At 33.6% G+C, this 25,572-nt stretch carries 29 protein-coding genes and 4 pseudogenes; 27 read left to right on the plus strand and 6 right to left on the minus strand.

Translation table 11 applies throughout. The features are described from left to right. The 5 genes and pseudogenes from AC1Q8N_RS00005 to AC1Q8N_RS00025 form a co-directional block, all read left to right on the plus strand. Positions 1-399 (plus strand): annotated as a pseudogene (locus tag AC1Q8N_RS00005) (cytoplasmic protein); the annotation flags it as partial. 12 nt (positions 400-411) lie between these two features. Next, complete coding sequence (locus AC1Q8N_RS00010; RefSeq protein WP_048544701.1) at positions 412-795, plus strand: hypothetical protein; 384 nt, start codon at positions 412-414, stop codon at positions 793-795. Between the two features lie 228 nt (positions 796-1,023). Beyond that, positions 1,024-1,992 (plus strand): hypothetical protein, encoded by a 969-nt coding sequence (locus AC1Q8N_RS00015; protein ID WP_098079544.1) that lies wholly within the window; start codon positions 1,024-1,026, stop codon positions 1,990-1,992. Between the two features lie 20 nt (positions 1,993-2,012). Then, positions 2,013-2,468: a DUF6630 family protein gene (locus AC1Q8N_RS00020; RefSeq protein ID WP_098079547.1), complete on the plus strand. Its 456-nt coding sequence runs from the start codon at positions 2,013-2,015 to the stop codon at positions 2,466-2,468. Between the two features lie 281 nt (positions 2,469-2,749). Beyond that, entirely contained in the window at positions 2,750-2,893 is a 144-nt protein-coding gene (locus AC1Q8N_RS00025; protein WP_176519580.1) for a hypothetical protein, read from the plus strand. 234 nt (positions 2,894-3,127) lie between these two features. On the opposite strand, the gene AC1Q8N_RS00030 is transcribed toward AC1Q8N_RS00025, so the two are convergent. Next, entirely contained in the window at positions 3,128-3,745 is a 618-nt protein-coding gene (locus tag AC1Q8N_RS00030) for a DUF4241 domain-containing protein (protein WP_048544710.1), read from the minus strand. A gap of 664 nt (positions 3,746-4,409) precedes the next feature. Here AC1Q8N_RS00030 and AC1Q8N_RS00035 point away from each other — a divergent pair. From AC1Q8N_RS00035 to AC1Q8N_RS00085, 11 genes and pseudogenes are all read left to right on the plus strand, one after another. Continuing rightward, positions 4,410-4,715 carry a hypothetical protein gene (locus AC1Q8N_RS00035; protein WP_048544712.1) on the plus strand — a complete coding sequence of 102 codons (306 nt, stop codon included), beginning with the start codon at positions 4,410-4,412 and terminating at the stop codon, positions 4,713-4,715. Positions 4,716-4,793: 78 nt separating this feature from the next. Then, positions 4,794-5,033 (plus strand): annotated as a pseudogene (locus AC1Q8N_RS00040) (DUF7021 domain-containing protein); the annotation flags it as partial. Positions 5,034-5,083: 50 nt separating this feature from the next. Further along, positions 5,084-5,575 (plus strand): SMI1/KNR4 family protein, encoded by a 492-nt coding sequence (locus tag AC1Q8N_RS00045; RefSeq protein WP_048544716.1) that lies wholly within the window; start codon positions 5,084-5,086, stop codon positions 5,573-5,575. Positions 5,576-5,636: 61 nt separating this feature from the next. Further along, entirely contained in the window at positions 5,637-6,425 is a 789-nt protein-coding gene (imm47, locus tag AC1Q8N_RS00050) for an Imm47 family immunity protein (RefSeq protein WP_098069136.1), read from the plus strand. Positions 6,426-6,597: 172 nt separating this feature from the next. Then, positions 6,598-7,149 carry an SUKH-4 family immunity protein gene (locus AC1Q8N_RS00055; RefSeq protein ID WP_088081039.1) on the plus strand — a complete coding sequence of 184 codons (552 nt, stop codon included), beginning with the start codon at positions 6,598-6,600 and terminating at the stop codon, positions 7,147-7,149. Positions 7,150-7,219: 70 nt separating this feature from the next. Further along, positions 7,220-7,483, plus strand: a complete 264-nt coding sequence (locus AC1Q8N_RS00060; RefSeq protein WP_098079549.1) for a hypothetical protein — start codon at positions 7,220-7,222, stop codon at positions 7,481-7,483. A 13-nt stretch (positions 7,484-7,496) separates the two neighbouring features. Then, entirely contained in the window at positions 7,497-8,135 is a 639-nt protein-coding gene (locus AC1Q8N_RS00065) for a hypothetical protein (RefSeq protein WP_493520979.1), read from the plus strand. A gap of 8 nt (positions 8,136-8,143) precedes the next feature. After that, positions 8,144-8,287 (plus strand): annotated as a pseudogene (locus tag AC1Q8N_RS00070) (SecY-interacting protein Syd); the annotation flags it as partial. 19 nt (positions 8,288-8,306) lie between these two features. Beyond that, positions 8,307-8,729, plus strand: coding sequence for an immunity 22 family protein (locus AC1Q8N_RS00075; protein WP_493520980.1), 423 nt, complete (start codon positions 8,307-8,309; stop codon positions 8,727-8,729). Positions 8,730-8,793: 64 nt separating this feature from the next. Then, entirely contained in the window at positions 8,794-9,222 is a 429-nt protein-coding gene (locus AC1Q8N_RS00080; protein WP_048544727.1) for an SMI1/KNR4 family protein, read from the plus strand. 66 nt (positions 9,223-9,288) lie between these two features. Further along, positions 9,289-9,756 carry a DUF6985 domain-containing protein gene (locus tag AC1Q8N_RS00085; RefSeq protein WP_048544729.1) on the plus strand — a complete coding sequence of 156 codons (468 nt, stop codon included), beginning with the start codon at positions 9,289-9,291 and terminating at the stop codon, positions 9,754-9,756. A gap of 76 nt (positions 9,757-9,832) precedes the next feature. On the opposite strand, the gene AC1Q8N_RS00090 is transcribed toward AC1Q8N_RS00085, so the two are convergent. Further along, complete coding sequence (locus tag AC1Q8N_RS00090; RefSeq protein WP_493520981.1) at positions 9,833-10,540, minus strand: DNA alkylation repair protein; 708 nt, start codon at positions 10,538-10,540, stop codon at positions 9,833-9,835. Between the two features lie 236 nt (positions 10,541-10,776). On the opposite strand from AC1Q8N_RS00090, the gene AC1Q8N_RS00095 reads away from it, so the two are divergent. The 7 genes from AC1Q8N_RS00095 (at position 10,777) to AC1Q8N_RS00125 (ending at position 14,797) form a co-directional block, all read left to right on the plus strand. After that, a complete protein-coding gene (locus AC1Q8N_RS00095) occupies positions 10,777-11,265 on the plus strand; it encodes an antitoxin YezG family protein (protein WP_088081042.1) in 489 nt (162 codons plus the stop codon). A 103-nt stretch (positions 11,266-11,368) separates the two neighbouring features. Then, positions 11,369-11,884 carry an ankyrin repeat domain-containing protein gene (locus AC1Q8N_RS00100; protein WP_088081043.1) on the plus strand — a complete coding sequence of 172 codons (516 nt, stop codon included), beginning with the start codon at positions 11,369-11,371 and terminating at the stop codon, positions 11,882-11,884. 15 nt (positions 11,885-11,899) lie between these two features. Next, positions 11,900-12,274, plus strand: a complete 375-nt coding sequence (locus tag AC1Q8N_RS00105) for an immunity 22 family protein (protein WP_098079557.1) — start codon at positions 11,900-11,902, stop codon at positions 12,272-12,274. A 127-nt stretch (positions 12,275-12,401) separates the two neighbouring features. Next, positions 12,402-12,740 (plus strand): DUF4064 domain-containing protein, encoded by a 339-nt coding sequence (locus AC1Q8N_RS00110; protein WP_048544733.1) that lies wholly within the window; start codon positions 12,402-12,404, stop codon positions 12,738-12,740. A gap of 101 nt (positions 12,741-12,841) precedes the next feature. Beyond that, a complete protein-coding gene (locus tag AC1Q8N_RS00115) occupies positions 12,842-13,171 on the plus strand; it encodes a hypothetical protein (RefSeq protein WP_048544735.1) in 330 nt (109 codons plus the stop codon). A gap of 55 nt (positions 13,172-13,226) precedes the next feature. Continuing rightward, positions 13,227-14,183: a DUF3994 domain-containing protein gene (locus AC1Q8N_RS00120; protein WP_000992215.1), complete on the plus strand. Its 957-nt coding sequence runs from the start codon at positions 13,227-13,229 to the stop codon at positions 14,181-14,183. A gap of 155 nt (positions 14,184-14,338) precedes the next feature. Next, the gene (locus AC1Q8N_RS00125) at positions 14,339-14,797 is read left to right on the plus strand and encodes a hypothetical protein (protein WP_048544736.1); all 459 of its coding nucleotides are present in this window, start codon (positions 14,339-14,341) and stop codon (positions 14,795-14,797) included. Between the two features lie 144 nt (positions 14,798-14,941). Here AC1Q8N_RS00125 and AC1Q8N_RS00130 read toward each other — a convergent pair whose 3' ends face one another. Next, a complete protein-coding gene (locus AC1Q8N_RS00130; RefSeq protein ID WP_098123315.1) occupies positions 14,942-16,192 on the minus strand; it encodes an MFS transporter in 1,251 nt (416 codons plus the stop codon). Positions 16,193-16,416: 224 nt separating this feature from the next. Here AC1Q8N_RS00130 and AC1Q8N_RS00135 point away from each other — a divergent pair, with 224 nt between their 5' ends. Then, positions 16,417-16,998 (plus strand): TetR/AcrR family transcriptional regulator, encoded by a 582-nt coding sequence (locus AC1Q8N_RS00135; protein ID WP_048544741.1) that lies wholly within the window; start codon positions 16,417-16,419, stop codon positions 16,996-16,998. A gap of 81 nt (positions 16,999-17,079) precedes the next feature. Here AC1Q8N_RS00135 and AC1Q8N_RS00140 read toward each other — a convergent pair whose 3' ends face one another. After that, on the minus strand, positions 17,080-17,523 hold the full coding sequence (locus AC1Q8N_RS00140) for a DUF7832 domain-containing protein (protein WP_048544744.1): 444 nt from the start codon (positions 17,521-17,523) through the stop codon (positions 17,080-17,082). Between the two features lie 632 nt (positions 17,524-18,155). Here AC1Q8N_RS00140 and AC1Q8N_RS00145 point away from each other — a divergent pair. From AC1Q8N_RS00145 to AC1Q8N_RS00155, 3 genes and pseudogenes are all read left to right on the plus strand, one after another. Then, a pseudogene (locus AC1Q8N_RS00145) lies at positions 18,156-19,069 on the plus strand (S-layer homology domain-containing protein). A 327-nt stretch (positions 19,070-19,396) separates the two neighbouring features. Next, positions 19,397-20,149, plus strand: coding sequence for a DnaD domain-containing protein (locus AC1Q8N_RS00150; protein WP_048544746.1), 753 nt, complete (start codon positions 19,397-19,399; stop codon positions 20,147-20,149). An 82-nt stretch (positions 20,150-20,231) separates the two neighbouring features. Further along, the gene (locus tag AC1Q8N_RS00155; protein WP_098123316.1) at positions 20,232-22,622 is read left to right on the plus strand and encodes a penicillin acylase family protein; all 2,391 of its coding nucleotides are present in this window, start codon (positions 20,232-20,234) and stop codon (positions 22,620-22,622) included. A gap of 259 nt (positions 22,623-22,881) precedes the next feature. Here AC1Q8N_RS00155 and AC1Q8N_RS00160 read toward each other — a convergent pair whose 3' ends face one another. Together AC1Q8N_RS00160 and AC1Q8N_RS00165 are read right to left on the minus strand one after the other, a co-directional pair. Beyond that, positions 22,882-24,669, minus strand: a complete 1,788-nt coding sequence (locus AC1Q8N_RS00160; protein ID WP_493520982.1) for a response regulator — start codon at positions 24,667-24,669, stop codon at positions 22,882-22,884. A 114-nt stretch (positions 24,670-24,783) separates the two neighbouring features. After that, positions 24,784-25,362 (minus strand): sensor domain-containing protein, encoded by a 579-nt coding sequence (locus AC1Q8N_RS00165; RefSeq protein ID WP_048544752.1) that lies wholly within the window; start codon positions 25,360-25,362, stop codon positions 24,784-24,786. Positions 25,363-25,572 lie beyond the last annotated feature (210 nt).

The following is a 25,572-nucleotide window of genomic DNA, read 5'->3' on the forward strand; positions in this document are numbered from 1 at the left end:
ATATTAAAATTAGAACCTGAAGATATTATAAGACAAGCACAAAAAATTCAAATGCTCAGTAATCGATTATCAGATATAGCAAAAAATATAGAAGAGTTTCAAAGAAGAGAGGCTGAAGCGGTTCAAAAGTTGAAAAGTCAATTAAAATATGAAACAGGGCCAGGTGGGAAATATCATCTATTAGAAGCCTATGAAATAGATGAAGCCATCTCACGAATTGCCAAAACGAAAGAAGGTGGAAATGACTATTTTCACGATGTATACATGGCAGAAGAATTAATTCATCTTTTAAGAAAAGAACAAAAAAGTTTAAGTAGATTTGGGGACGAAATTAGTGATGCAGCAAATTCACTTAGGGATAAAGATAATCAATTAGCGGGGAATTTTCAGTTTAGATAAGGAGAGAATTATATGATGGGTTTTATGGAGGAAATTAAAAAGATAGAAAAGCAAATCGAAAGTGTTACAGGAGATTTAGCGGATCAGGTTGTTGAGGAGTTACAAGCTGCTAAAAAACAGATTGAAAGAGAAATGCAGCGTATGATGTTAAAAACAGAAGTAGGGTTTAAATCAATAGACATTATAAAAGAAGATACATATGCTCTTCAAAAAAACATAGGGGCATTTCATGAATTACAAACAAGTCTAAGAGATATAGCAGCAGAATTAGAGAAAAGTTTTGAAAGTAAAACCGGCAGTAAAATCAATGAAGAATTAAAAAAATATGAAAAACAAATTAACAACAACATTTTTAATGAACATGTTCACTTAGCAAACAGTTGTGGGAAAAAATAAGAGAAGAGGAAAAACTAAAGATAGTTTCTATTGCTTTAATTTACTGAAAGAGATGCAATATGTAAATGCGAGATTTGGATTGAACAGAAAAGTGTGTCTGGTGATAAGTTATATGAATGAATAGATAATACAAATTGTATAGAAATATATGAGTTCGTTGAAGGTGAGAGTGAATTAAGGGGAAAGGTTAAAGAAGGAAATAGATGTATTCATAGGAAGGATGCAGTTATGAATCAAAAAAAGTTAGAAATGGCTTTTAAAAGATATAGCAAAAATTTTGTGGATGGAATCAAATTTGAAGATGTTAAAGATAAGTATAATGTCAGTAAAAATAAGATTGAGAAAATTGTTGAGCAAAATGAAACAGAGAAAGATCACATCTTATTAATAAATTTAAGCAAAATTTTCTCATATCACTTGTCACTATGGAAAAACGATGTATTGATAAACGATGGAAACAATGTAGAAGGATTAAAGAACATGCAGAAAGTCTTATTTTACCAGTGCATGGGACAGGATCTCTATACAATCAGGTATCCAAAGATGATTTTGGGATATACGTTTAGAGAAGTCGCCCTCACAATAGTTCATTTTGCAATGTATGGATGGGAGAAAGAAGAGAATATATTATATGATTTTATGGTTCATCACTTCTGTGGACATTTAATAGATGCTAATGAAGAGAATAGACATATTTGGTTTTTGCTAGAGCTGTACTTGCAGTATAAAAATAAAACCATCATGGGAACAAATCAAAAATTGCACTTAATCGTGAAAAATAAGTTTAAGGAAGCTAAGCTGCGATGCGATTTAATTCCTGAAGACCTTAACATGTATGATGAAGTGTTGGGACGTTGGGCGACTGATGATTTAGAAGAAATAGAACATCTAATTTCAATAATGGCTCAGTATCATTCTGCATTAGTTTCTGAAATCGGACAACTAGGTGAATTTGGCGATTTCAGATACGGGTTTTATCCTGTTGAAATCTTATTTTTAATTCATGTAAGGAAACAACTAAGGTTGCCAGTACCTACTCAAATTGATAATTTTCTGATGAATACTCCAGAAGCGAGAATGGTATTTGGGGAACGTGAGCCATATCCTGAATGGGATCCTGTGCTTCAGATGATTGATCAATTTTATCGTAAAAACTATCCGGAATATATTCCTAACAAGCATGGAGAATTATTTTAATAAAAAAGGAGGAAGCTAATATGCATAATCAAGGTATAGCGCAGAGTATATTTCCTGATAGCGAGGGTTTGGAAACGTTTTTGAAGGAGCAAGGAGGTTATGGCTTACATGAAAATCTATTAAAATATGGTTTGATGACGAAACTGTTTTTATACGTTGACTATAAAGGTGAGCAATATCAAAAAATTGTCAACTTTATGCTTGATTACGAATTTACAAACCAAATTGAATTAGCGACACAAGAAGAACTCGAGAAATTAGAAGCATTTAACTATGATTATTTACCTGAAAAGATTGAATTGGCCAACAAAATACTGTCACCAAAGGGGTATGGACTATTTTCATATCCTAATTCGGGCGATTTTTTCGCATTATTCATTGCGAAAATAGAGGATATAATAAAGTTTCTGCAAGAAGAAGTGCTGTTTGATGATAGAATCCCTTTCCAAGAAAGGTGCATTAAGTACTATAAATAAACTTAAGATAATGCAGTTTTGAAAGAGACACCACATTATCCCTATGATATAGTACGTTATCAAGAAGAGTAAATGTAAGAATCTACAGTGATATACTTTTAGACTGTAGTTTTTTTATTTGTGCGTAATTAATACATACTGTGCAAAATGAAAAATAACTAAGGGGATCTGTTAGTTCATTAGGCGATTGAGTAGTGAATTTAAAAATCAGAAAAAATATGTGAAAATAACAGAAAATATGTAGTTAAATGTTAAAATTATATATTGAAGGGAGAATTTACATGAAACCTGATTTTTTCTTTATTACAATGTATCCAACAGTATCTTTTAATGAAGAAGAGATACTGGGGCGTCTTTTGGATGTATTTGAGTCAAATGAGAAATTTACTCTTACTCATTGGGGGAACTGTAAAACAGTGCACTAGTAACCCTAAAATCAACCATTATGTATAGAGTTAATAAATTATTTAAATAAAAAACTGTTAATAAACAACTAGAATTAATGAAGGGTTATATTCACTTAAGAATATAACCCTATTTATCAGAACCAGTAGTACATAAGGAGATTATCCCACGGGTTATTTACAAATATTGGACGAGGAATATTTGACGCTGTAAAAGAAAAAATATTGACTCTTATATCATTATTGATGTTGTCCTCAATTTTCCTCATGTAGCACTTGAAAATCAGTAACAAGTGAAACGATTTTTCCTGCTTCATCAATTCCCCAATAGGAAGGATAAAATCCATCTCCATAACCTGAACGGAATATAATAATATTACTTCCTGTTTCCTCACACACCACGTAATTTCCCCAATCTTCATCATGTTCTGTTAGTATGTCATCTATAAGATCATCATACAAACTAGTAAATTCTTCTCCTAGTTCTTGTTGTAACCTATCTTCTATTTCTTCTAACTTATCAATTGCTTCAACATCTGCGAAGCACCCTAAGCCTGTATCAACTGGGTAACCAAAAATATATCCGTCTTCCAGTTCACTGACATTTTGTCCTGGTTTTGTTGCCATCTTCCATCCTACCGCTTTTGACTCCGACAATTTCAATTCAGCACCAGCAATGACTCCATCTTCCTTATGCCACCAAGCAACAATTGGATATGTACCGGGCTGAATTGTTTGTTCGAAGTGATTTTTATTAAAAATAAGAGGATCACAAGCAACAATTTTACCTGAAGTAACTTTCAACTGTTCTAGTGCTTCGTAACGTAGGGCCTCACTATCCGATTTAGATAATTCACGTAATAACTTTGACATAATGTTTCTCTCCCTTTCCTTTTAAAATATTTGTTGGTGCTGCCTCCCATATATTTTTACATGAGTTACATTTGTGTTCTGTGGTATTTCTAGCGCCTTTGTATGTTCCTATAACTTCGATATTATCGCCATGAACTTCTAAAACCTCTGCGGCATATCGTATCCACGTTTTTCTAATAGTTCCGCAACATATTCTTCATGCGTTTTACGTTTTCGGATATATTGCTCCCCCGTACAAGTGTAGATAGAACAAACCTTTATTCATTGAAAAATATAACAAATGAATTTGACTTTAAAATTAGACCCAGTTTTGAGGGTGTAAATAATAATCCACCCGTTGATTATATTATTTTAAGGGTAAAAATGCATTAATTAAAAATTCAATAAAAGAAGATCGAACTAGATAGTCTTTCTAGATGGATCTTCTTATTTTATATTCGCAAGGGATATTCCCCTTCACTGCAACTCATTGCAATATGTCTACTTCTGTGACACATTACACAATTGTACAGAGATAATGAAGTAATAAGAAAAAAAATATAAAGATTTAAATTTAATCCTATATATTTTTTATAAATTCTAAAAGTAAATCCCTTATTTTTGGTATGATTGACAGAGACTATTTGATTTCTTATGAATATTCTTGAAAATGGAGTGATGCTGTATGAAATCAATAAATGTAAATGGGAATATATATCATATTGAATCTATTCCTTTTGAAGATAAGAGTGAGCAGGATGAAGAGGGATACTACGAATATTTTTACAAAGGAGTCAATTTATCGTTTCACTCGGACAAAGAAATAATTAAAGCCCGAATTTATGACGAGGAAGAAATAATATATTTCTTAAAAAATCCATCTCTTGCATTTGGTAAAGATTTTGAAGCTATAAAAGTATATATAATTAAAGAATATGATGTAAATAAATTTAAAATTCCAGGTGAAAAAAAAGCCTATATAGAATTATAGCTATAATTCTATATAGGCTTTACCATGACCAATTATAATAAAACAGGAAAACTCACAAAGTACTTATGCCTGTGGGTGATGAAAGGAATGTATTCGAAATTGAGTAAATCAAGTGAAATAAGTAGATTTGAAAATAGATTCTCAGAAAATGTAATTGAAATAGCAGCTGTCACAGGGGCATTAGGAATCGGTGCATCAAAAGGCGGTGACAACATTTTATGGACTGCGTCAATTGATTTGATTGCGTGGAAAGACTTACATAACAATGAAACGATTACAAAAGAAGACATACGACTTGCATGGTTGGTTGATGATGCAATTAGTTATTTTGGATAAACGTGATGTGATTTGTTAGGAGGTGAAGTTAAATGAGAAATGACTTAACATGGCCAGTACCGGATGAGCCAGTTTCAGCAGAATATATAAACAATGTGGGAAAAGAGATAGGGTATATATTTCCAAGTGACTATGTAGAATGTGCTACAAATAATAATGGTTCAGCTGTATTACCTTATAAATTTGAAATAGATACGATAACAAAGGTATTTGGAACTTTACTTTCTTATGATGTAGATAGTAGTGAATATATCGTTAAAGTATATAACCAGTATATTTCTACTCTGCCAAATGAATTGGTGCCATTCGCATTTGATCCAGCAGGAAATTTAATTTGTTTTGATTATAAAAATCATGAAGAAGATCCAATTGTCGTCTTTTGGGAACATGAGGGGGCATGGGAAAAGGAAACATTGATGGAAAGTGAAGGGATTACGGCTGAGGAAGCAGAGGAAGTAGCGAGAGAAAATGTATTCTATATTGCTAATAATTTTACGGAGTTTTTAAATAAGTTACATGATTAATAATATTATTAATATGAAATGGTTCGTATAAATGTAAGCAGTAATAAAAGGCGGGAGAACGATGGATTTAGAGCATCTAAAAAAAGATATTTGGTATGGAGAAGTTTCTAATCATACAATTGAAACTCTTAAGTCTAACTTAAGGGATAGTACAACAGAGACAGAATGCTTTATTTTAATTAACGAATTGTTAAAGTTAGGTGATTTCTCCGTAAAGGGGTTACTAATTGAACTTATGAATAGTACTGGAAATGAGCTTGTTTTGCATTTATGCACTAGACTATTTTGTTCAGTAGCTACTCACGATGATTTATTAGAAACGAATAATTTGAAATTCCTTTCAAGTGCTTCAGAGGATGGAGTTCATAATTTTGTAGTAAGTGCTGGTGAAACTCTTTCGTATCATGTAGTACCATATCTTTTAGCGTTACTAGAAGAGTGGGAAGATACCTTTGTTGAAAAAGCTATAAGAAATGAACTTTCATGGATGCTTGGAATGGAGGACGAGTATTATGAAGTATCGTTAGAAGAATTTAATGAAGCTTATTTTGGTTTTATCGAAAATAACGATACGCAAGAATACTATTATCGTAATAGACTATCTTTTCCTGGAGATTTGGCAAAGGAGTTAGTTTCGGAAGTTATGAGTTCTTTAAGAGATCGAACTACTTATAATGTTGTTACTATACCTTCCGTTTTATCAATTTGGAGTGGAATCAAATGTCCTATTCAATACGATACGATAATAACAAATGAAAAAAATAGAGAGTTGATGTCATATATTGATGTTCTAACAAAGAAAGAATGGAAGATTGGTAAAAAGTATTTTTATGGACATGTAGTCGTATAAGAAAACGATATATGTGATGAATATAAAACATTCTATGGCATACTGTTAAGGAGTGATTTTTACTTTAACGGAAAGCTTTAATAGAAGGTATTTTTTTATGTGGAAAAGTAAAAAAACAATTAGTAGCCCAATTAAATCTTAAAAGATATAAACACATTAAGAAGGTGAAAAAATGATACTACCAGAGGATTTTCGGGAGAAATGGGATGTTAATAAAGATGGCCCACTCATTACATTTCCTGAAAAAGAATTAATAAACAAAAACTTTTCAGCTGAAGTGAAACGATTTTTGTCTATAGGAGGCTTACCGGAAACACCGCCACCATATTTAGAATTTACTTCATCTCAGTCTTTCGTAAGGTCTATTATAAATGTATTTCATATGCCAGAAGAGTTTCGAAAATATTGGTATTTAGGAACAACAAGTTCTGGAGATCCAATTTGTATAATTGAAAAACAAGAAAAAATAGTATTTCTAAATAATAGTGATGCGTATAAAGAAGTGTTTATGAATTCTTCTATACAACAATTTGCAGCATGCTTATTAGTATACTCAAAAATGATTGATAAGGCAGTAGAGATAAATGGTGAGGATGCCTTTATCGATAATAATATACCAGGGTGTACAATAAGTTGGTTGAAGGAAGAATTGAAAAAAATTGATGATAAGTGTATGGAAAAGGGTTCTTTTTGGTGTATTGAAATTGAGAGCTTATATGAATAAGTGGAAGTGAAAAGGGGATATTCCGGTATTTTTATAGTTGTAAAAAGTTATTCTAAAAGGGGTATGTTGGGTGAATCATAGACGCAAGAAAAAGAAGCCGAAACAAATAAGAAAAGAAGCTGTTCAGATAAAACCGATAGTAGAAGAAGAAAAACCACTAAAGAAGAGTAGTAACAAGTTGGTTGACATTCTCCTTGGTAGTCTTCTTTTCCCAATTCTTATATGGGCTGTCTTGGAGGGTTGTACAACACAAGTAAGCAAAGGGAAGACTTTCCTTATTATCGTTTTCTTTCTCTTAATTGCAGTAGGGTTATCTATGATAGGAGACAAATAAAGGGGGAGTTCAGATGTTTAAGAAGAAGGAGAAAAAAAACATTTACGTTAAACTTGTAAACACACAAGGGGAAATTATTCGAGAGTTTGATTGTACAGAGAAAGACTTGCGGAAAGTAAAAGAAAATGGTGCTGAAATTCGTGTGGTTGGAGATAACTCATATGAGATGGTAGCAACCGATGAACAACTAGAAAAACTAGCAAGAGCCGAAGCGGAAATCGAAGCAGAAATTAAGGCGTGGGAAGATGCTTTAAATGAAAGTTTGGATGAACGCGAAGAAAGAGAAGCGAGACAGAAGGAATTGAAAGAAAAGAATAAATGGAGTAAAAAGAAGAAAGTAATCGTATTTGGACTGATATTCTTTGTATTTATTGGATTACCTATTATCGAAGGGTATCAGAATAGTAAACTAGTTGAAGAAGGTACATCATTACATGCAGAAATAGTAGGTAGGCATGTAGAGGAGGAATTCATATTTACACACCCCACATTAGTAGTTGAGGTAGACGGTAAAAAGCATAATGTATGGGTAAGTGAAGAGACATATAACGGAGCAGAGTGGTTAGGTAGACTAAAAGTCATCAAAACAAAAGATGGTAAAGTTGAGAAAGACCCTAGATATGAGGGCGAAGACTTAATCACGAGTTATTAAGGGACTAGATAAGGGTAGAAGGAAATGGTTCACTAGTTGTTTTAAATAATGTAAGTGGAAAGACTCAATTTGAGGAATTTGAACGCGGGTCGTTTACAGAGGTTTCGAATAGTTTAAATGAGTTAATTTCTAGTTTGAGGTTACAAAAATAGTAAAGTGAAGAATGTTTATATGAATTATAGACCGGCTAGATGGGGTGGGAAAGTGGAATATAGTGGAATGGTTTCAGTTTGGTTTGGAATTTCTAAATCACTCCAAAATCTTGAAGAGTATGTCGATATAGATTACACGATAGATGGTGATTCAATTCATTCAAAGTTTGGGACGAGCTTTGAATTCGGTTATTATGATGAAGATAATATTGAAATTTGTTTTTATGAGAATAATAAAAGGGACGTTGAACATATTTTAAGTGATTTTTCTTATAGTGAACGAATTATTCCTAAAATAAAAAAGCTAATAAATGGAGATAGTTTAGCGAGCGATATTAACTTTGCTATTGTTTTTTATGATTTTAAATATAATGAAGCGAAAAGCGAAGATATGTTTGATGGTTTAGAGGTTACATTTATTGGTTCTATGCCATACAGGTAGTTTGTACGGAGCTGCTAATTTATTTCATAAATACATGGATAAACCTTATAAAGGAGGGATACGAATGCAAGCTTTGCCAAATTGTTTAGAAGAAGTTTTGGAAGAAGATATATATAAACGAGAAGATAAAGATCAGGTGAATGAAGTAATAAATAGGTTAGGTGTAGAAGTGTCTAATACATTTAGAGAGTTTTATCATCGATTTGCAGGACCATTTTGGGACGAGCACGTTCCTTATGAATTACTTGATATTATAGATGAAGAGAATAATATTGAATACTACACAATTATTGCTCGACAGGAACTAGGATTTCCTAATAAGTATTTAGTTTTAACGGAAATGACAGCGAATGCTGCATTGGTACTTGATAGTGTAACTGATAAAGTTTACTCAGTAAATTTTGAAGGTGGAGATGAATTACTTTTAAATGGAGAATTAAAGGAGAGTTGGCCAACGTTTTATGTGTTTTTGAAAGAGTATTTCAAGTGTTAAGTGTTGATGGAAGTTAACAATAGGTAGGGATACCTTAGTAATAAGTGTGAGAGGAATGACGGGTAAATGAGAGTAAACGATTCAGTTTTTGGAGAGATTGAATATAATTATGCTTGGGCTAAATGTATGCCTATAACTTTTATAGGCAATGTAACTGAGATTGATTTGATGATAGATGGTGAAGAAGATGGGATGTTTGATGAAGAGCAGTATGCAGCGTATCAATCATTAATAAAAAATTGGGAAGAGGTACAAATAAGTTTATTACAGTCTATATTAGACTATTACAAACAAAGGCGATGTGAATTAGGATATGATATTAGAGTGCAAGAAAATTATCCATTAGTTGAAACAACTGATCAAATACTAGAGATGATCAGTTTAGATGGTATTGTTGTTCCGTATGCAGATATTACGGAAGGACGAGAGGTTGGAATTACATTTAATTGTACGTGGGATATAGAAAATGGTGTAGGAGTTCGTTTATTAAATGAAAAGGTAATGGAAGTAGGTTATCAGGATATTATTTTTTAATATAAGTTAGGGGATATATAACCTGAATGAAAAAGGTGTCAACCTTTCTCGAATTGACACCTAGATACGAATCTGTTTAACATCTTACATACTTACGTTTGAAACCTAGTCTTCCTCTATCAAGTTCTTTCTGAATACTCTCTGTAGCATGTAACAAACTGCTTTTTTTATTAGCACGTTTGACTTCAACTATACCAACTTCTTTTGCAGTCTCGACTGCTTTTTCGTGTAGTGGTACATATGAAATTGCCACGGTGTTTAGGAAATTATTCATAGCAGATTTTGTTCGTTCTGGCGAATCATGGATCGTATTTTTCACCATTTCAAGCATATCGGAAATTTTAGTTTCGGAAAATTCATTGTCTTTGCGATTTCCTAAAAGCCAGCAGTAGCAACTCCAGCCCGCAGACATTCTAAGCTCGTCCCCACTTGCAATCCATTGATCAGCAACATCTTGTGCAATATTTGACTCCGATAAAGTTACTGCTACTACATAATCAGATAGCATATAAAAATACGCCCCATCCATCCAACGATTAAAATCAGATTCACTCATAGCTTTTGGATCTGCGATAATACCTGCAAAGTACATAGCATCGTAGTTGCCTGTGGCATAAAGTTCTTCAGCTAATTCTTGATTTAATTTTATTTTTTTAGCGATTGGTTTCATGGCACCTGTAGCTACGCCAAAAACTGGCTCGTGGGCGCCGTTAGATATGTATATTTTTTTCGTTCGTTCCTTACCTAGAGCTTCAAGTTCTTGCATAACTGTTTTAAAATCCATAGCTGTGCACTTCCTTCCTTAATATAAAAATCTTTTTAAGTGTAATTATCTAGTTTATATTTTTCAGTCTTTCATACTTCTCAATGTTAATACTAATTGTATTTTGGAGGTATGTCTACTTTCTAAAGTTTATCAAAATTTGATCTTATTGTTGAATAAAATGAAGCCGGAGATAATCTGGAAAATGGTATAATATAGCAAAAGCGGGCGGTAAAAATCATATAGGAGGAATTTAATTGGAAAAAAAGCTGAATCGATTATATAGAGAGATAGCGGAGACGGTTAATGAAATGATTCCAGCAGAGTGGGAGAAATTTTATTTTTACGCTCAAATATCAGAAACTGGAGGGGGAACTTACTTTTACTATAATACACCTGAAGATAGAGAAGATTTTAATTATAGTGTGAAAATCCCGTTTTACTTTGCTGTTGATAAAATAGAATTTAGAAGGAATAAAAGAAAGTTATTTGAATTGAGTGATGAATTAAGAAATGTTTTCAAAGATAACCACCAAGAACTTTGGTATTCCTTTACAATGTCTCTTGAACATAGTGGGGGATTTAACATGCATTTCGATTATACAAATTGGTTCGATACAGAATATAGTTTTAGTGATCAGATGATTATTTGGAAACATAAATACTTAGGTGAAGTACCAATTGATGAAAATGATAAAGAGCTAATTAATAAGTATGACAATGAATTTCCGAATAATCCTATTTGACTGAAAGGAAAGAAGAAATGGTTTTTATAAAAATCATGAGTTGTAAAGTAGTTGATAAGTTATAAAGTTAGTTCTGTAAGATAATAATTAAAGGAGAAATACAATGGATAAGATTCAATTTGCGAAAAGAATTAGAGATTCCATAAAGAGTGGTCAATTAAACACCTTAAAAGATTTACTTGAGAGAGAGCCTAAGATGTTGGAATATGTCACACCATTTGGTACGTGGTTACATGTAGCGGCGGCCTATGGGAATTTAGAAATAATAGAGTATTTAATCCATTCAGGGATAGATATTCATGCAAAGTGTGGGACTTTTTCTACAAATGCGCTTGAAAGAGCAGCTACGAAAGGGCATTTACATATTGCAGAGTACTTTATTAAACATCAAGTTGAAATGGATACTAGTGAGCCGGATCGAAGTCCTCTGTTTGCTGCTATATATAGTGGGCATTTTGAGATTGTTAAATTGCTAGTTATGAATGGGATAGATATAACGATAAAATATTCTGGTAATAATATGAAAGAAATGGACGCTTATACCTTTGCTGTTGAAAGAGGGGAGATGGAAATTGCAGAGTATGTAAAGTGTAAGTTGAATGAGAATATATATTCATAATGGAGGACGCTATTAATGGAAGTACATGGAATGGTTTCAATATGGTTAGGTAATATGAAAACGCAAGGTCAATTGGATACATATATGGATGTTACGTATGATGAAGAAGGAGATGCTATACCAGCAAGATTTTTTGTTGATTTTAATATAGATATGATTGATGTAGATGAGGATTTTATTGAAAAGGAAGTGTTAGAAGAAGCAAGTGATGACATTTCTATGTTATTAACGGGATGTTCATATGATGATAAAATACTATCTCGAATTAAGGAAGTAGTTAAATTAAATAAATCCTATAATTCTATCGTTTTAATTTATAATTTTCAATATAACAATTCAGTAAGTAATTGTGAAGGTTTTAATTTTGTAACTGCAATAAGCTATCTATAATGGTAAGAAGGTCACTGTAAGGTAAGGAAAAATGAAAAGTATGTATAGTTTTTCCAATAAATATTTGGTATGATGGTGAATGGGAAAAATATACAAGTTGTTAGTGGTTCATAAAAGGGGGATTGAATTGAAAAGAACGCTTGAATTCGTACTAGGTTTAATTGGAGGCATTATAGGAATTATTATTTCCATACTATTAATAGTTGTAGCGTTTAATATTATGGAAGGTTTTGATTATGAACTTTTAGCTTATTACTCTATTATTTTAACGGTTCAAATAGGGTTGCTTATTTTATCATGTTTAGTAAACAAGGTTAATAATAAAGTTTATGGAGTTTGTATGATTGTGATTCCTATAGTTATGTTATTTATGTCATTATTCTTTTTACTTATTCCGACAATTTTACAAATTATATCTGGTTCATTTGCATTTAGAACATTAAAGTTAGAATCGAATGTAAGCTAAATGTAATTATTAACGTATGAATATTCAGTTTTTTAAACGTTTTCGTTTGCAGTTCAAATTAACATAAGGTACAAAGTTGTACGCTTTAGGAGGAGAAATAGATGATTATTTGGTCTGGTTGGGGTTTTTTAGTCGCAATTATTGTAATTATTAATACTCTTTTGGGTAAGGTTATCTTTGGATCTATAACGAGGGACGCTACATATTTTCAAGACCATAGTTGGCCAATGGCGGTAATGTTAATTATATCAGGGGTTATGTCTTGGTATTTAGGAAAATATATTAATAAGCCAAATGGGAAAGTTTATATAGATGCCGAAACTGGTGAAAAAGTTATGTTTAACAAAAAGCATTCACTATTTTTTATAAAAATGGAATATTGGGGACCGATTTTAGGAGTTATTGCGATTGTAACTTTATTTACAAGATAAAAAAGAGGATGGGTATAGTAAGAGTAATCTATTTAAGTAGAAGGAGAAATCAGTCATGAATGCAAAGAAACTACTAGGGGTAGCAGTTCCGGTCATGTTGTTATTTGGTTGTGGAGTGTCTGAGAAAACGAACACTTCTAAACAGGAGAAAACGGAAGAGTCTAAAGTAAAAGAATCGAAGTCTAATAGTAAGAAAGAAAAAGTTTCAAAGGAAGACTATCCTAATAAAGTGTATAAATTAGGAGTAGAGTTTGATAAGTTGTTTGCGGAGCATAACAATATTACGAGAGAGGTTTTTGACGGTAAGAAAAAGAAATCAGATGTAGTAGATAGTGTGAAAGAATTAAATAAAATGTTAGATAAATTCGAGTCGATAGATCCCCCTGCAGAGTATGTAAATCAACAAAAGGATTTTGAAAAAGCAATTGGTTATTTTAGAGAGTCTTTTTCTTTAATAAATGAAGTATTCACCCGAAAAGAAAAAAGAGAAAAAGGCGATAAAACTGATAAAGAGTTAATCGAGAAATCCGAAAAGTTAGTGAAAGAAGGAGATATTTACTGGCTTAAGGCATTCAAAGATCTTGAAGGGGATATTAAAATCGGTGATGGTACAGTATCTGTGAAAGATTTGAAAGAGTTAGATAAGAAAGCTGGAATTAATACGGATAATGTTATGAAGAATGTGAAAGATGGTACGGAATTAATCGGTAATTGGGGATTCAAAGGAACAGACGGTTTCATTATGTCACTCATTCTAAAAGGTGATAAGACATTTGAAACGTATGGTAAAGGTGAGTATCCAAATAAAAAGAATTATATTGAAGGAACTTGGGAATATGATAAGGAAGCTTTTACAATCTATTTACATCTCAATAAACGTTTAGTAGACGGTGTAGAAGATACAATTCAAAAAAAGAAAATAGCATATAAAGTTCAAGATTATGATGGGGAAAACTTACGATTATTTAATGAGACTTCATTCAATACAATTAAGTATGTGAAGCAAAGGTAAAGTTATGTAGGACTAGGTTTAAATGGCCTGGTCCTTAATTAAATTGTGGGAATGCAACGAATATTTTATCGTTGGCTTTGCCTATTTTATATCATGTTATTTTTTAATAAATTGATAAACGGAATTTAAATGTAAGTATGGGGAGTTGCTTATAAATGATAAAGAAATTTACTAGAGTAGTACTAACTACGGTGATGCCAATTAGTCTTATCATGGGCTGTGGGAATGCTGAAAAAACTAAAGTACAAGAGACGAAAGCGGTACAATCTGAGAAAAAGGATTATATGGATTACTCATATGGTAGCAAAGGTATATTAGTAAGTAGCAAAGCGAAAGAGCGTCAACAATACGAGGTTGGATTTATAGATGGCAACAAGTTAATAGGGATTGATGAAAATATTGAGGACTGTATGATTTTAGATAATAAAGATGAAGCAAGTCTCGTTTGGAAACAAATAGAGCGTGGATCTATTATTGAAGTGCAATATGGTAAGGATCGCAATGATATTGTAGGTGTACAATTAGTAGGAGACCGTGAGTCATACGAAATTAGTGATAAGTTTGATCGGAATACGATAAATGAGATTGTTGAAAACGTTAAAGGGAATTTGTAATAGATGTATTTCGATAGTATAGGGTCCCTTATCATGAAATTATGAATCAACGGCATTTTTTATATGAAAATGCCGTTGATTTGTATTGAAAAATAAGTGCTATTCTATAGTCTTGTAGAAAAACACGTATGAAACATAAATGAATTATTCTTCGTTCAGCTGTGATGATCGCCGTAATGTTATTATCCAAAATAAAAGAGCGCAAGCACTAACAGATACACCTAATATACATACTCCATCCCAACCATATTTTGCATACGTATTTGTTGAAAGAATTGCACCTGTTGCACTACCGATGGAATAAAAAATCATGTAACTGGCAGTGAGTCGACTTCTTGCTTCGGGACGCACTGTGAACAGTATACTTTGATTGGTGACATGTACAGCTTGCACAGCTAAATCTAAAAGGATAATGCCGAAAATTAGTAAGAATAGAGAGTGGTTTATAAATTTAATTAGGAGCCATGAAAGTACTAATAATGATAAGGCTATGCCAGTTGTTCTTTGTCCGAATCCTTTATCAGCTAATTGTCCAGCTTTAGTAGCAGCTAATGCACCCGCCACTCCAGCAAGACCGAACGCACCAATAGCTGTATGGGAAAGATTATGTGGTGTAACACTTAGTGGCAATACTAAAGAAGTCCATAAAATACTGAATGAAGTGAAAATAAGCAATGCTAATATTCCGTGAATGCGTAAAAGTCGTTCCTCCATAAATAATAAGAGAACAGAGTATATTAATTTTCGGTAAGACATAGTTGTCACTTTTTTATGTTCAAGAGTAGGTAAATTTCGGTGTAACAAAAAAGTTACGCAGAGTAAAAGGATAGCAGAGGTGAGATAAACGGACCGCCATCCAGCTAAATCCGTTAATATGCCTGCAAATGTACGAGCAAGGAGTATACCTATTACAACGCCACTTGTAACGAAACCTACTATGCGTCCACGTTCTGCTGGATTAGCTAAAATTGATGCATATGCGACAAGTGTTTGCGTAACAGTTGCAAGAATTCCTACTAAGGCCATACCTATAAAAAGTACGATGGTTGAGGGGGCGACTCCAATTATAATTAAAGCGAAAACGGATAAAAGCATTTGGACAATTATTATTTTCTTTTGGTTTAATAAGTCACCAAGTGGAACGAATAAAAGTAATCCAAATGCATAACAAACTTGAGTAATAGTAATTACAATACCGATAGTTGAATGACTAATCTTAAATTCATTTGATAAAGAATCAAGTAGTGGATGAGCGAAATATATGTTTGCCACAGCCATTCCGCAAGCTATTGCGAATAATAGAGTCATATAACGAGACATTGTTGCATGAACAGGTGAATGTACCTGAGTGTGAGTATGTTTTCGAATAGTTATCATTTTTTCTTTACCATTCATAAAATCAGCTCCTTTTTGGATTATCGAAAATAATGTACCGAACGGTATGTTATTTTGTAAGTAAAATATAATCTTGAAGAAACATATATGTCAAGTTTATTTTGAGTTTAATGTGATTTTTTGACACATCGTTTATAATTTAATACGATATATACTATACTGATTGGTACACAAATGGTGATGTGTAATCTTAATAACTAGATGTAGAAAGGAGATTGTTTTAAATGGCACGACTACGCGAATTTGATGAAGAAAAAGCTTTGGATGCTGCTATGCAACTCTTTTGGGAGAAGGGATACGCAGCTACCTCATTAAGCGATTTAACTGCTAAAATGGAAATACAAAAGCCAAGTTTATATTCAGCCTTTGGTGATAAAGAAGGGTTATTTGAAGCAGCATTAAGGAGATACACAAATTTACATGCGGCTAATATACGAACAAAACTTCAAAACGAACAATCTGTAAAAGGAACAATTCGGACGTTTTTTGAAAATATAGTGGAAGAGGAATATAAAAAAGAGTTCAGTAAAGGTTGTTTTTGTATTAACACAATGGTCGAACTTGCTCCTCATAATGAAAAATTTGAAGTACTGACTAGAGAACATCAAATGTATCTTGCAGTTGTTTTTCAAGAATTAATTACGAAAGGAATTCGATCAGGAGAACTTCAAAGTGATTTGAACGCTAAAGCAGTAGCGCAAACATTAGTCACGTCCTTAATTGGATTAACAGTGTTAATGAAATCACGTCCAGAACGTTCCGTTATAGATAATTCGGTATCGATAATAGTATCGTTAGTAAAATGATTTTTGGGTGAGGTGTTAATCAGCAAATTAGATAATAAGAAAGTCGATTCCTTATTAACATAAGAAATCGACTTTCTATAATTATTTATTTTGTAAGTTATCTTTCCAAAAATTATAGCTATTATCAATAACGTCTTTTAATTTGAAATAGTTTTCCCAAGTATCTTGCACATGGTAGAGAGTTTCTTCGTTTATAAAAACATTACTATAATCATTTATATATTTCCAGTCCTCATCATGGTTAAAGTAGTACTGTGCGAATCGGTTGCCCTCATCATTTAACATGTCGTCTGCTAAAACGCCATCCCAGTTCATATAAATTTCTGTGCCAGTCATTTGTCTAAGTTTAAACTGTTTAATTTCGTCTTGAGACTCTTCCTCAAATTCTTGACTACATAAATGATGTTCAATTATCCATCCTAAAAACATACCAGTATGTACAAAAGCTTGATCAATTGGTAAGTCCTCAGGAAAATCACCTTGATAATGGTACTTCGCTTTATCGTAAACAATCGTATCTAACAATTCGTTCATCCCCTTTAACGTATGATCTAATAAACTTGTACTGTTTGTTTTAATAGTTTAACTATGTTTTCAAGCCATTCTAGTGGTGTTATTTCTAGCTCTTCAAAATATATCCCATCTGATGAATATCGAATGTACTCTCGTTTTTCTTCATCATTTTTTGGTCTTCTTTATTTCAGCTATCAATATGAGCAATCTTTTCCAAATAAAACTCCCTTCAATATAAAAAGTTACATCTATATTATCGCAAGAATGTAAAAATGTTAATATTTTCAAAGAGAACAAGTACAAAGAAACAGGATTTATTTAATAGATACATAGTAGTTATGAAAAATCATAATGTTCCTTCTTATTGAAGAAAATCAGTAAAAAAGTATCCTAATCTATTTTTGAGAAGGAGTAGTGTGTATGAGGGTAAGTGCTTTTGACGACATTTGCAATTGGTTATAAAATAATGTCTGTTAAGGAATTTTCTAGAAACTATAATTCGCCTGCTGGGGATAAAATGAAGTGTTTATAAAAAGGCGGAATAAACATATTTTTATACATAGTAGATTCATAGTCTTTCACGAATGAGAAAATAAGGGGAAGTTAGGATGCTTACATGAACTGTGTAGGTATTTCATACAGCAATGAATATTAAAAAACGAGTAATCACACTATCAACAAGTTTAGTAATGTTCGGGAGTGCACCTTTAGCGATATCAGCAGAAGAGATAAACAAATCTCATACTGACCAGCTTAGTATTGCACAAGGGGAACGTGGAACAAGCGGTTTGAGTTATTCGAATTTCAATCTAGAAACTCCAGATTACATGTAAATTAATGAGGCAGAAGTATCAGAAAATGAGAAAGTTCTTCTGGAAGAATATAAGCATAAACATTCTGAATCAGAAGAATTACATAAAATGAAAGAAACGAGCTATTTGATTCAAATGAATTTAATCCAGCTGAACCTAGCATGGAGCTAGTCGTTAATGGTGACGGTATAAACATACGCAGCGGTGCAGGACTTGAACATCAAACTGTTCGTAAGGCTTCAAAAGGTGACCGTTACAAAGTGTTAGCAGTTAAAAACGGTTGGTACAAAGTAGGAAATGGTGTATTTGCGCCTTATCGTAATGTAACGAGAGCTGAGTTTGCTGCATTAATTTCAAATGCTCTTCAATTACCAGAAGGAAATAAGTCATTTGTAGACATTAACAAAGCGCATCCGTCACTTCATAATGGTATTAAGCGAAGTGCAAGTGCAGGAATTATTAGCGGTCGTGGTGGAGGTATTTTTGACCCGAATGCACCAATCACTCGTGAAGAAGCATCGGTTATGATTGACAAGGCATTACAGTATAAAGGTGTTACAGGTAATTTAGTCACATTACCATTTACAGATCAACATTTGATCGCATACAAACAGCCTGTTCAGCGATTATACAGCTTACAGGTAGTTACTGGTGTTGGAGATAACAAGTTTAACCCTAAAGGGACAACAACTCGCGGTGAAGCAGCTGCCTTTTTAGTGAAGATGTTAAACTCTATGCAGAAATAAATGAATTGTATGTAGTAGTTTGTACTGGTACAAGAAAAAGTAATAAGGATTTTAAAGGAGCTATTCAAATGGAACAGCTCCTTTTTATATTAGCCACTATTAAGCCCCTTCCAAGCCCCTCATAAGCACCTACCAAGTAATAAATCACTAAGAAAAAACAATACAAAACAAAAACAACTACAAGAACAAAAAGCGCGAAAAAATAAAACCGTCGTTGAAGTAGTTAAAAAAAATTAGAATTCAAATGCAAAAACTAAGCCCGCATCCCTATATGTATATTGAAGGGTTGAAATCTGACTTTATATGAATACAAGGGGAGGTAAATATATGGCGGTGTACCGTAATGTGCAGGTGAACTTTTGGCAAGATGAATTCATATTAGATTTAACGCCAGAGGAGCGTTATTTTTACATATATTTGTTAACTGGTACGAAAACGAAGCAATGTGGAATTTACGTATTACCGATGCGAGTGGCAGAGCTTGAAACAGGCTACAGTATGGAGACTGTTGAGAAATTGTTGAACAGGTTTATTGAATACGGAAAGATTTTATACGATGCGGAAACGAAAGAGTTATACATAATAAATTGGCTACACTACAACCCTATTGTAAACACGAATGTAGAAAAGTGTGTGTTGCGTGAATTAAAGACTGTAAAAAATAAAGAGTTCATACGTATGTTTTTACGTAAATGTCTTGAAGAAGAATGGAAGATTCCATTGTTATTGCAGCATTTTGGTATGCCGAAAGAAGAGGATAATAGTAGTTTACAAGAAGTTGTTGAGGAGAAGGAAGAAGAGATAGAAGAGGATACGTCGCATAGTGAAGTTTATAAGTTTTACGAACGACATATAAGTAATCTATCTCCATATATCGTGAAGGAATTGAAGGAATGGATACAAATAGTTTCAGGAGAGACAGTACTAGAGGCACTTAAAATTGCGTTTGAACAGAATAAGCGAACGCTTGCTTATGTGAAGGGGATTTTAAGGAATTGGTATAAGAAAGGACGAGTAGATTTCATTGAAGGAAAAGAAGGTTTACATAAGAGAGCAGTATGTAGTTTGTATGATCCATAGTATGAGAAAGTATGGGTTTTTCAACTTTTCTAAAAGGTGCTTCCTTAAATAGAAGCGAATAGTTTGAGAAAGGAGGGGTTATATGGAAGTCGTCATAAAGAAGAAGCGAACTAGAGGTAAGAGAATTTTTATTTGGTCTAGTAGTGTCGTTCTTTTGTTAGTTATTTGTACAGTAATTTTTTTGAACATATATACGCTTAGTTCTGTGCCAAAGATAGATGGGACGATAAAGCTAGAGGATTTACAACATGCTGTTCAGGTAAAGCGGGATAGTAAAGGGGTACCGCATATTAAAGCGGAAAATGCACATGATTTATATTTTTCGCAAGGGTATGTACAAGCGCAAGATCGTTTGTTTCAAATGGATTTAAGTAGAAGGCAAGCTTCTGGGATGTTGAGTGAAGTTGTAGGGGAAGCAGCTGTTGATCGAGATAAATTGTTTCGAACACTCGGTTTACGACGAGCAGCCGAAGCGTCTGTTAGTCAATATGACGGGGAAGCGAAATATGCCTTGCAGTCATTTGCTGATGGAGTGAACGCTTTTATACGTGAGGCGAAAGCGGAAAAGAAATTGCCAGTTGAGTTTACTATATTAGGCTATGAGCCTGCTGAATGGTCTATTGTTGATACGTTAACGATTGGAAAGTATATGGCGTTTGATTTAGGTGGACATTGGCACGGACAGGCGTTTCGATATTGGGCGCTGAAAAATTTGCCGAAAGAGCAAGCAAATGAGCTATTTCCTACATATCCGAAAGATGCACCTAGATTGCTAGCTGAACTGAAGAATACAAATGTGGACGTAGCACAAAGTTTTGCAAAAACAATCATTCCCCCAGAGTTTAATGGTAGCAATAACTGGGTCATAAGCGGTGAGAAGAGTGCGTCTGGTAAGCCAATCTTAGCGGATGATCCTCATTTATCTCTTGCGACGCCTTCTATTTGGTATCAATCAAAACTTGAAACGAAAGATTTAAATGTAAGTGGCGTTATTTTCGCTGGTGTGCCAGGTGTTATATTAGGACACAATGACAAAATAGCATGGGGCGTTACGAATACTGGCCCTGATGTGCAAGATTTATATATTGAGAAGCGAAATCCTAATAATGAAAATGAATTTTTATATAACGATAAATGGGAAAAAGCTACAGTTGTTGATGAATCTATTAAAGTAAAAGGCGGGAAAACAATTCCGTATAATGTGACGGTTACGAGGCATGGTCCAGTCATTTCAGAGTTTGCGGATAAAGGAAAAGAGAAAACGAAAACAGTATTCGCTTTGAAGTGGACTGCTTTGGAACCTTCTGCTGAATTAAAGGCTGTATTAAATATGAATAAAGCGAAAGATTGGAATGAGTTTGAAACGGCACTTCAAGATTTTCATACTCCAACTCAAAACTTTGTATTTGCATCAAATGACGGCACAATTGCTTATAAAGCGAATGGAAATATACCAGTGCGTAAAAAAGGTGACGGGAGTTTGCCAGTGCCAGGGTGGACAGATGAATATGAATGGGAAGGGTATATCCCATATGATCAACTGCCAAAAGTAATAAATCCAAAACAAGGGTTTATTTCAACTGCGAATAATAAAATTGTAGATGATAATTATCCGTACCATATTAGTAATACGTGGGCGCAGCCATATAGACAAATGCGTATTCAAGAATTTTTACAAGAGAAAGAAAAGTATACGGTGAAAGATTTAGAAGAGTTACAGATGGATCAAAAAAATTTATACGGGAAAGAATTTGCTCCTATATTGTTAAAAGAGTTAAATAAAGCATCTTTAAATGAAGTAGAGAAAGAAGGCGTAAAACAATTAACAAAGTGGAATTTTAACGATAGTAAAGATGAAGCAGCACCATTAATATTCCATTTGTTAATGAAAGAGATTTCGAATACGTTATTTTCAAAAGAAATACCGAAAGATGTGATGGAGTTATTTGAAGGAAAGTCACAAGTTGTTGATGAATTGATTCGAAAAGAAGTAGCAGGAGAAAATAGCGCTTGGTTTACGAAGTACGGAGGCTTCACGGAAGTTGTGCATACATCGTACGAAAATGTAATGAAGAAATTGCAGAAGGAATATGGACCGAATGTTGCGGAGTGGAAGTGGGGCGATTACCATCAACTTGCTTTTACACATCCAATCTCAAAATCATCTAGTATGTTAGCACTACTTGCATTTAATCGTGAAAAACCAATTCCAATTGGCGGAAGCCAAGTTACCGTTCAAGCAGCGAGTTACGGAGATAACGGTATTGTAAATCACGGAGCTTCTTGGAGATTTGTTATTGATACGAAAGATATGTCAAACGGTTATCATATTGTAGGGCCAGGACAATCAGGACATTTTAGAAGCGATTGGTATCATGATCAAATAGATGATTGGGTAAATGGAACGTATCATACGACTACATTGAATACGGAGGGGATAGAAGGTAAGGTGTTAAGTTTACAGCCGAAGTGATACTATTTCCACTGATGAAAACTTATAGACTAGAACATAACCCAGTTCTTGAATAATTTTAAAAGCCTACTATCAGTTAAATTGATAGTAGGCTATTGTATTTTAGAGGATAAGATTCAATAATTTTATTATGACAAAACAGTAAGTGTTTTAACATTTACTTATACGATAACGGGCCTTATTTACTCTGTTACAAAAGAAACCACACAAAGTGTTCTTTTTCTTTGTTACTCATTTTTATACATCGCAAAACATTTTGTTATTCAATAATTCCAATTTCTAGAGCCTTTTGAACAGCTTCTTCTTTGTTACGGACTCCTAGTTTTGTGTAAGCTGTGGAAGCATAATTTCTGACCGTACCACCCGATAAATATAACCTTGATGCTATAGTAGTGTATCGAAGTCCTTTTGCTACTAGCTGCAATATTTCTATCTCCCTAGCTGTTAGCTCATAAGCGGTTGCTTTTGATTGTGGTGTCTCTTTTTGCTCATCAAACTTCTCAAATATTTTGTGAGACATTCCCTGATCAATTAGTGTCCCACCTTTGTGAATAAGTCGGATTGTATTAGCTAGCTCCAACGTTTCAATAGATTTGAGCAAAAAACCATCCGCACCGTTGCGAAGTGATTCCAACGCCTGTTCGGTATCCTGAAAAGTTGTGAAAATCAATACGCGGATATGTGGCCATTGTTGCTTAATCTTTTTGGTTGCTTCAACTCCATCCATGTGCTGCATATCTAAATCCATAAGTATAACATGGGGTTGAAGGCGCCCACACAAATCGATGGCTTGATTGCCATCCTCAGCCAAGCCGACTACATTTAAATCTTCATATCTATCGAGTAGTGTCCTCAAACTTTCCCGAACAAATGGTTGATCGTCTACAATTAACAAACGAATAAGTCCATCTTTTATTTCAGTTTGTCGCGGTATGGTACATGTAACAAGCATTCCTTCCTCTGGCTTTGTATATACAGACAAATGACCTTGTAAATTCATTGCCCGTTCTTTCATCGCATTCATACCGAAGCCTTCCTGCCATTCTACATTTCCTTTTCCATTATCTTGAACTTCTAACCTCGTATATTGTTGTTCAAACTGCAATGAAACTATAATTTCAGTTCCCTGACCATGACGTACTGCATTCGTAAGGGACTCTTGTAAACAACGAATGAAGGCTATCTTCGCTTGCCGAGATAGTTGATATTCCTCTCCGAATATCCTAAAACTTACATTTACCTGAGCGTGCTCCTGAAACTCGGCTCCAAGATTTTGTAGAGATTGAATCAAGGAAGGCGATTGACACGGAGAATCCATTTGATGTAGGTAACCTCTCACGTCCTCAATACTTTTACGTCCCATTTCAAGCAAAGAATCTAGCCTCTGTATACCGATTTCAGTAGCAAGTTCGGTACGCAACGTTTCCATCCCCATAATAATAGAAGTATAAGCGTGACCAACTGTATCATGAAGCTCGCTCGACAGTCTGTTCCGTTCTTCTGCCAGTGTAATACGTTCAATCTGAGACATATATTGCTCAAGTACCGCGTTTTGTTTACGAATCGCTTCATTTTGCTTATGATTGACGATTAATAAATGGAAAGCGAAGCCCATTACATAAGCAAGTCCATAGTAGGTAACCATAATCCAATAGCTATTACTTGGCGCAACCGCATAGAGAATTCCAGTTGTTATAAAAACTGTTGTTGGAGCTGTCCAATAATAGGAAAAGTGCTGACTATTCGCAGCAATCAGAAAAACAGATATAAGAAATGTAACGTTAGCTCCCGGAAATAAAGAAGTTAAATATATACACAGTCCACCATATAGCAGTATTTCTGTGAACAAGTAATATTTGTAATTGAACAATAAGGCTACCCATGGAATCGAGAAGGCAACAACCTCCCAAAAAATAATAATCCAAAGTGGCAATGTTAAACTAGCCTGAAAATCAAATGTGGTTATGGCGATAGAGACACTAACAAGTATACGGACTCCTAACATAATCCAATCGTACCAAAACCAATACTTAACCATATCTAACAAGTCATTTACCCCCTAAATAGCCTACCTTTTTACTTCCTATATTATAAATTAATCCTTCATACATTGTTGTACTTTTTAATTTTACACTACAATTCTCTCATAGAAGGTAAACTTCTATTGATTTAGTTGCCGGATCATACTACGTGTATAGCCCCCAATTTTCTTTGTCAAACGGTCTACTATTCTAATACTTATGGCGGTAAATACTATACCCATAAACATTACAAAAAGTGACTTGGCAAAAGTATCTATCTGTATGAATATAATATTCATTTCGATGTAGTGATACAGTAGTGGTGCCAACAGCAACATAAGTGGCATTACATAAAAAATGATTGCACTAATGAGACTGAAAATACCAATTACTAATTTCTGCATTAGCCAAAAGACAGCAGACCAAGTGCGACGATCAGTAAGCACTAATTTCACCTGAGCCCAGTTCGATGTATCTATTGTTATATTTCTATCATAAGAGTCTGTTGAAATATTTGTATAAATTTTCGTCTGTATGCGCTCGAATTGGATAAAAGGTGTAGTAGTCTGTAGTACGCGTATAACTAGTGGAATCCCAATTACCGTAAATGAAAGGGTGAAACTGAATAGCAGAGCTATTAGATAAAAACAAAAATAAAACAATCCTGTAACGAAAGTTAGCAATAAAAAATAACCATTCTGGATGAATCTTGATTTCATAAAGTTCTCGCTCCTATCTATGTAATAATCGAATTGTACTGCTTTTTTTGTCATTCTCACTAGTGTAAAAGTGTCATATGACATTTCTAAATGATGCTAAAAAGGGGAGAGTAACCTACTTCTGGTTAAAAAAGATGCTTATATGAATCACCATAAAACAATCCCGTTCTTGCAGATGCAAGAAGGGATTGTTTTGTACTTTTATCCCAC

It is taken from the genome of Bacillus sp. GW823-FHT06B01 (assembly GCF_058952315.1).

Excerpts from the sequence above, each read along its gene's own strand:
- AC1Q8N_RS00105 (WP_098079557.1), top strand. The coding sequence starts at position 11,900 with ATGGAAGTACATGGAATGGTTTCAATATGGTTAGGTAATATGAAAACG.
- AC1Q8N_RS00065 (WP_493520979.1), top strand. The coding sequence starts at position 7,497 with ATGTTTAAGAAGAAGGAGAAAAAAAACATTTACGTTAAACTTGTAAAC.
- AC1Q8N_RS00155 (WP_098123316.1), top strand. The coding sequence starts at position 20,232 with ATGGAAGTCGTCATAAAGAAGAAGCGAACTAGAGGTAAGAGAATTTTT.
- AC1Q8N_RS00035 (WP_048544712.1), top strand. The coding sequence starts at position 4,410 with ATGAAATCAATAAATGTAAATGGGAATATATATCATATTGAATCTATT.
- AC1Q8N_RS00135 (WP_048544741.1), top strand. The coding sequence starts at position 16,417 with ATGGCACGACTACGCGAATTTGATGAAGAAAAAGCTTTGGATGCTGCT.
- AC1Q8N_RS00075 (WP_493520980.1), top strand. The coding sequence starts at position 8,307 with ATGAATTATAGACCGGCTAGATGGGGTGGGAAAGTGGAATATAGTGGA.
- AC1Q8N_RS00055 (WP_088081039.1), top strand. The coding sequence starts at position 6,598 with ATGATACTACCAGAGGATTTTCGGGAGAAATGGGATGTTAATAAAGAT.
- AC1Q8N_RS00130 (WP_098123315.1), bottom strand. The coding sequence starts at position 16,192 with ATGAATGGTAAAGAAAAAATGATAACTATTCGAAAACATACTCACACT.
- AC1Q8N_RS00015 (WP_098079544.1), top strand. The coding sequence starts at position 1,024 with ATGAATCAAAAAAAGTTAGAAATGGCTTTTAAAAGATATAGCAAAAAT.
- AC1Q8N_RS00125 (WP_048544736.1), top strand. The coding sequence starts at position 14,339 with ATGATAAAGAAATTTACTAGAGTAGTACTAACTACGGTGATGCCAATT.
- AC1Q8N_RS00150 (WP_048544746.1), top strand. The coding sequence starts at position 19,397 with ATGGCGGTGTACCGTAATGTGCAGGTGAACTTTTGGCAAGATGAATTC.
- AC1Q8N_RS00120 (WP_000992215.1), top strand. The coding sequence starts at position 13,227 with ATGAATGCAAAGAAACTACTAGGGGTAGCAGTTCCGGTCATGTTGTTA.
- AC1Q8N_RS00115 (WP_048544735.1), top strand. The coding sequence starts at position 12,842 with ATGATTATTTGGTCTGGTTGGGGTTTTTTAGTCGCAATTATTGTAATT.
- AC1Q8N_RS00045 (WP_048544716.1), top strand. The coding sequence starts at position 5,084 with ATGAGAAATGACTTAACATGGCCAGTACCGGATGAGCCAGTTTCAGCA.
- AC1Q8N_RS00090 (WP_493520981.1), bottom strand. The coding sequence starts at position 10,540 with ATGGATTTTAAAACAGTTATGCAAGAACTTGAAGCTCTAGGTAAGGAA.
- AC1Q8N_RS00020 (WP_098079547.1), top strand. The coding sequence starts at position 2,013 with ATGCATAATCAAGGTATAGCGCAGAGTATATTTCCTGATAGCGAGGGT.
- AC1Q8N_RS00085 (WP_048544729.1), top strand. The coding sequence starts at position 9,289 with ATGAGAGTAAACGATTCAGTTTTTGGAGAGATTGAATATAATTATGCT.
- AC1Q8N_RS00080 (WP_048544727.1), top strand. The coding sequence starts at position 8,794 with ATGCAAGCTTTGCCAAATTGTTTAGAAGAAGTTTTGGAAGAAGATATA.
- AC1Q8N_RS00100 (WP_088081043.1), top strand. The coding sequence starts at position 11,369 with ATGGATAAGATTCAATTTGCGAAAAGAATTAGAGATTCCATAAAGAGT.
- AC1Q8N_RS00010 (WP_048544701.1), top strand. The coding sequence starts at position 412 with ATGATGGGTTTTATGGAGGAAATTAAAAAGATAGAAAAGCAAATCGAA.
- AC1Q8N_RS00165 (WP_048544752.1), bottom strand. The coding sequence starts at position 25,362 with ATGAAATCAAGATTCATCCAGAATGGTTATTTTTTATTGCTAACTTTC.
- AC1Q8N_RS00025 (WP_176519580.1), top strand. The coding sequence starts at position 2,750 with ATGAAACCTGATTTTTTCTTTATTACAATGTATCCAACAGTATCTTTT.
- imm47 (WP_098069136.1), top strand. The coding sequence starts at position 5,637 with ATGGATTTAGAGCATCTAAAAAAAGATATTTGGTATGGAGAAGTTTCT.
- AC1Q8N_RS00030 (WP_048544710.1), bottom strand. The coding sequence starts at position 3,745 with ATGTCAAAGTTATTACGTGAATTATCTAAATCGGATAGTGAGGCCCTA.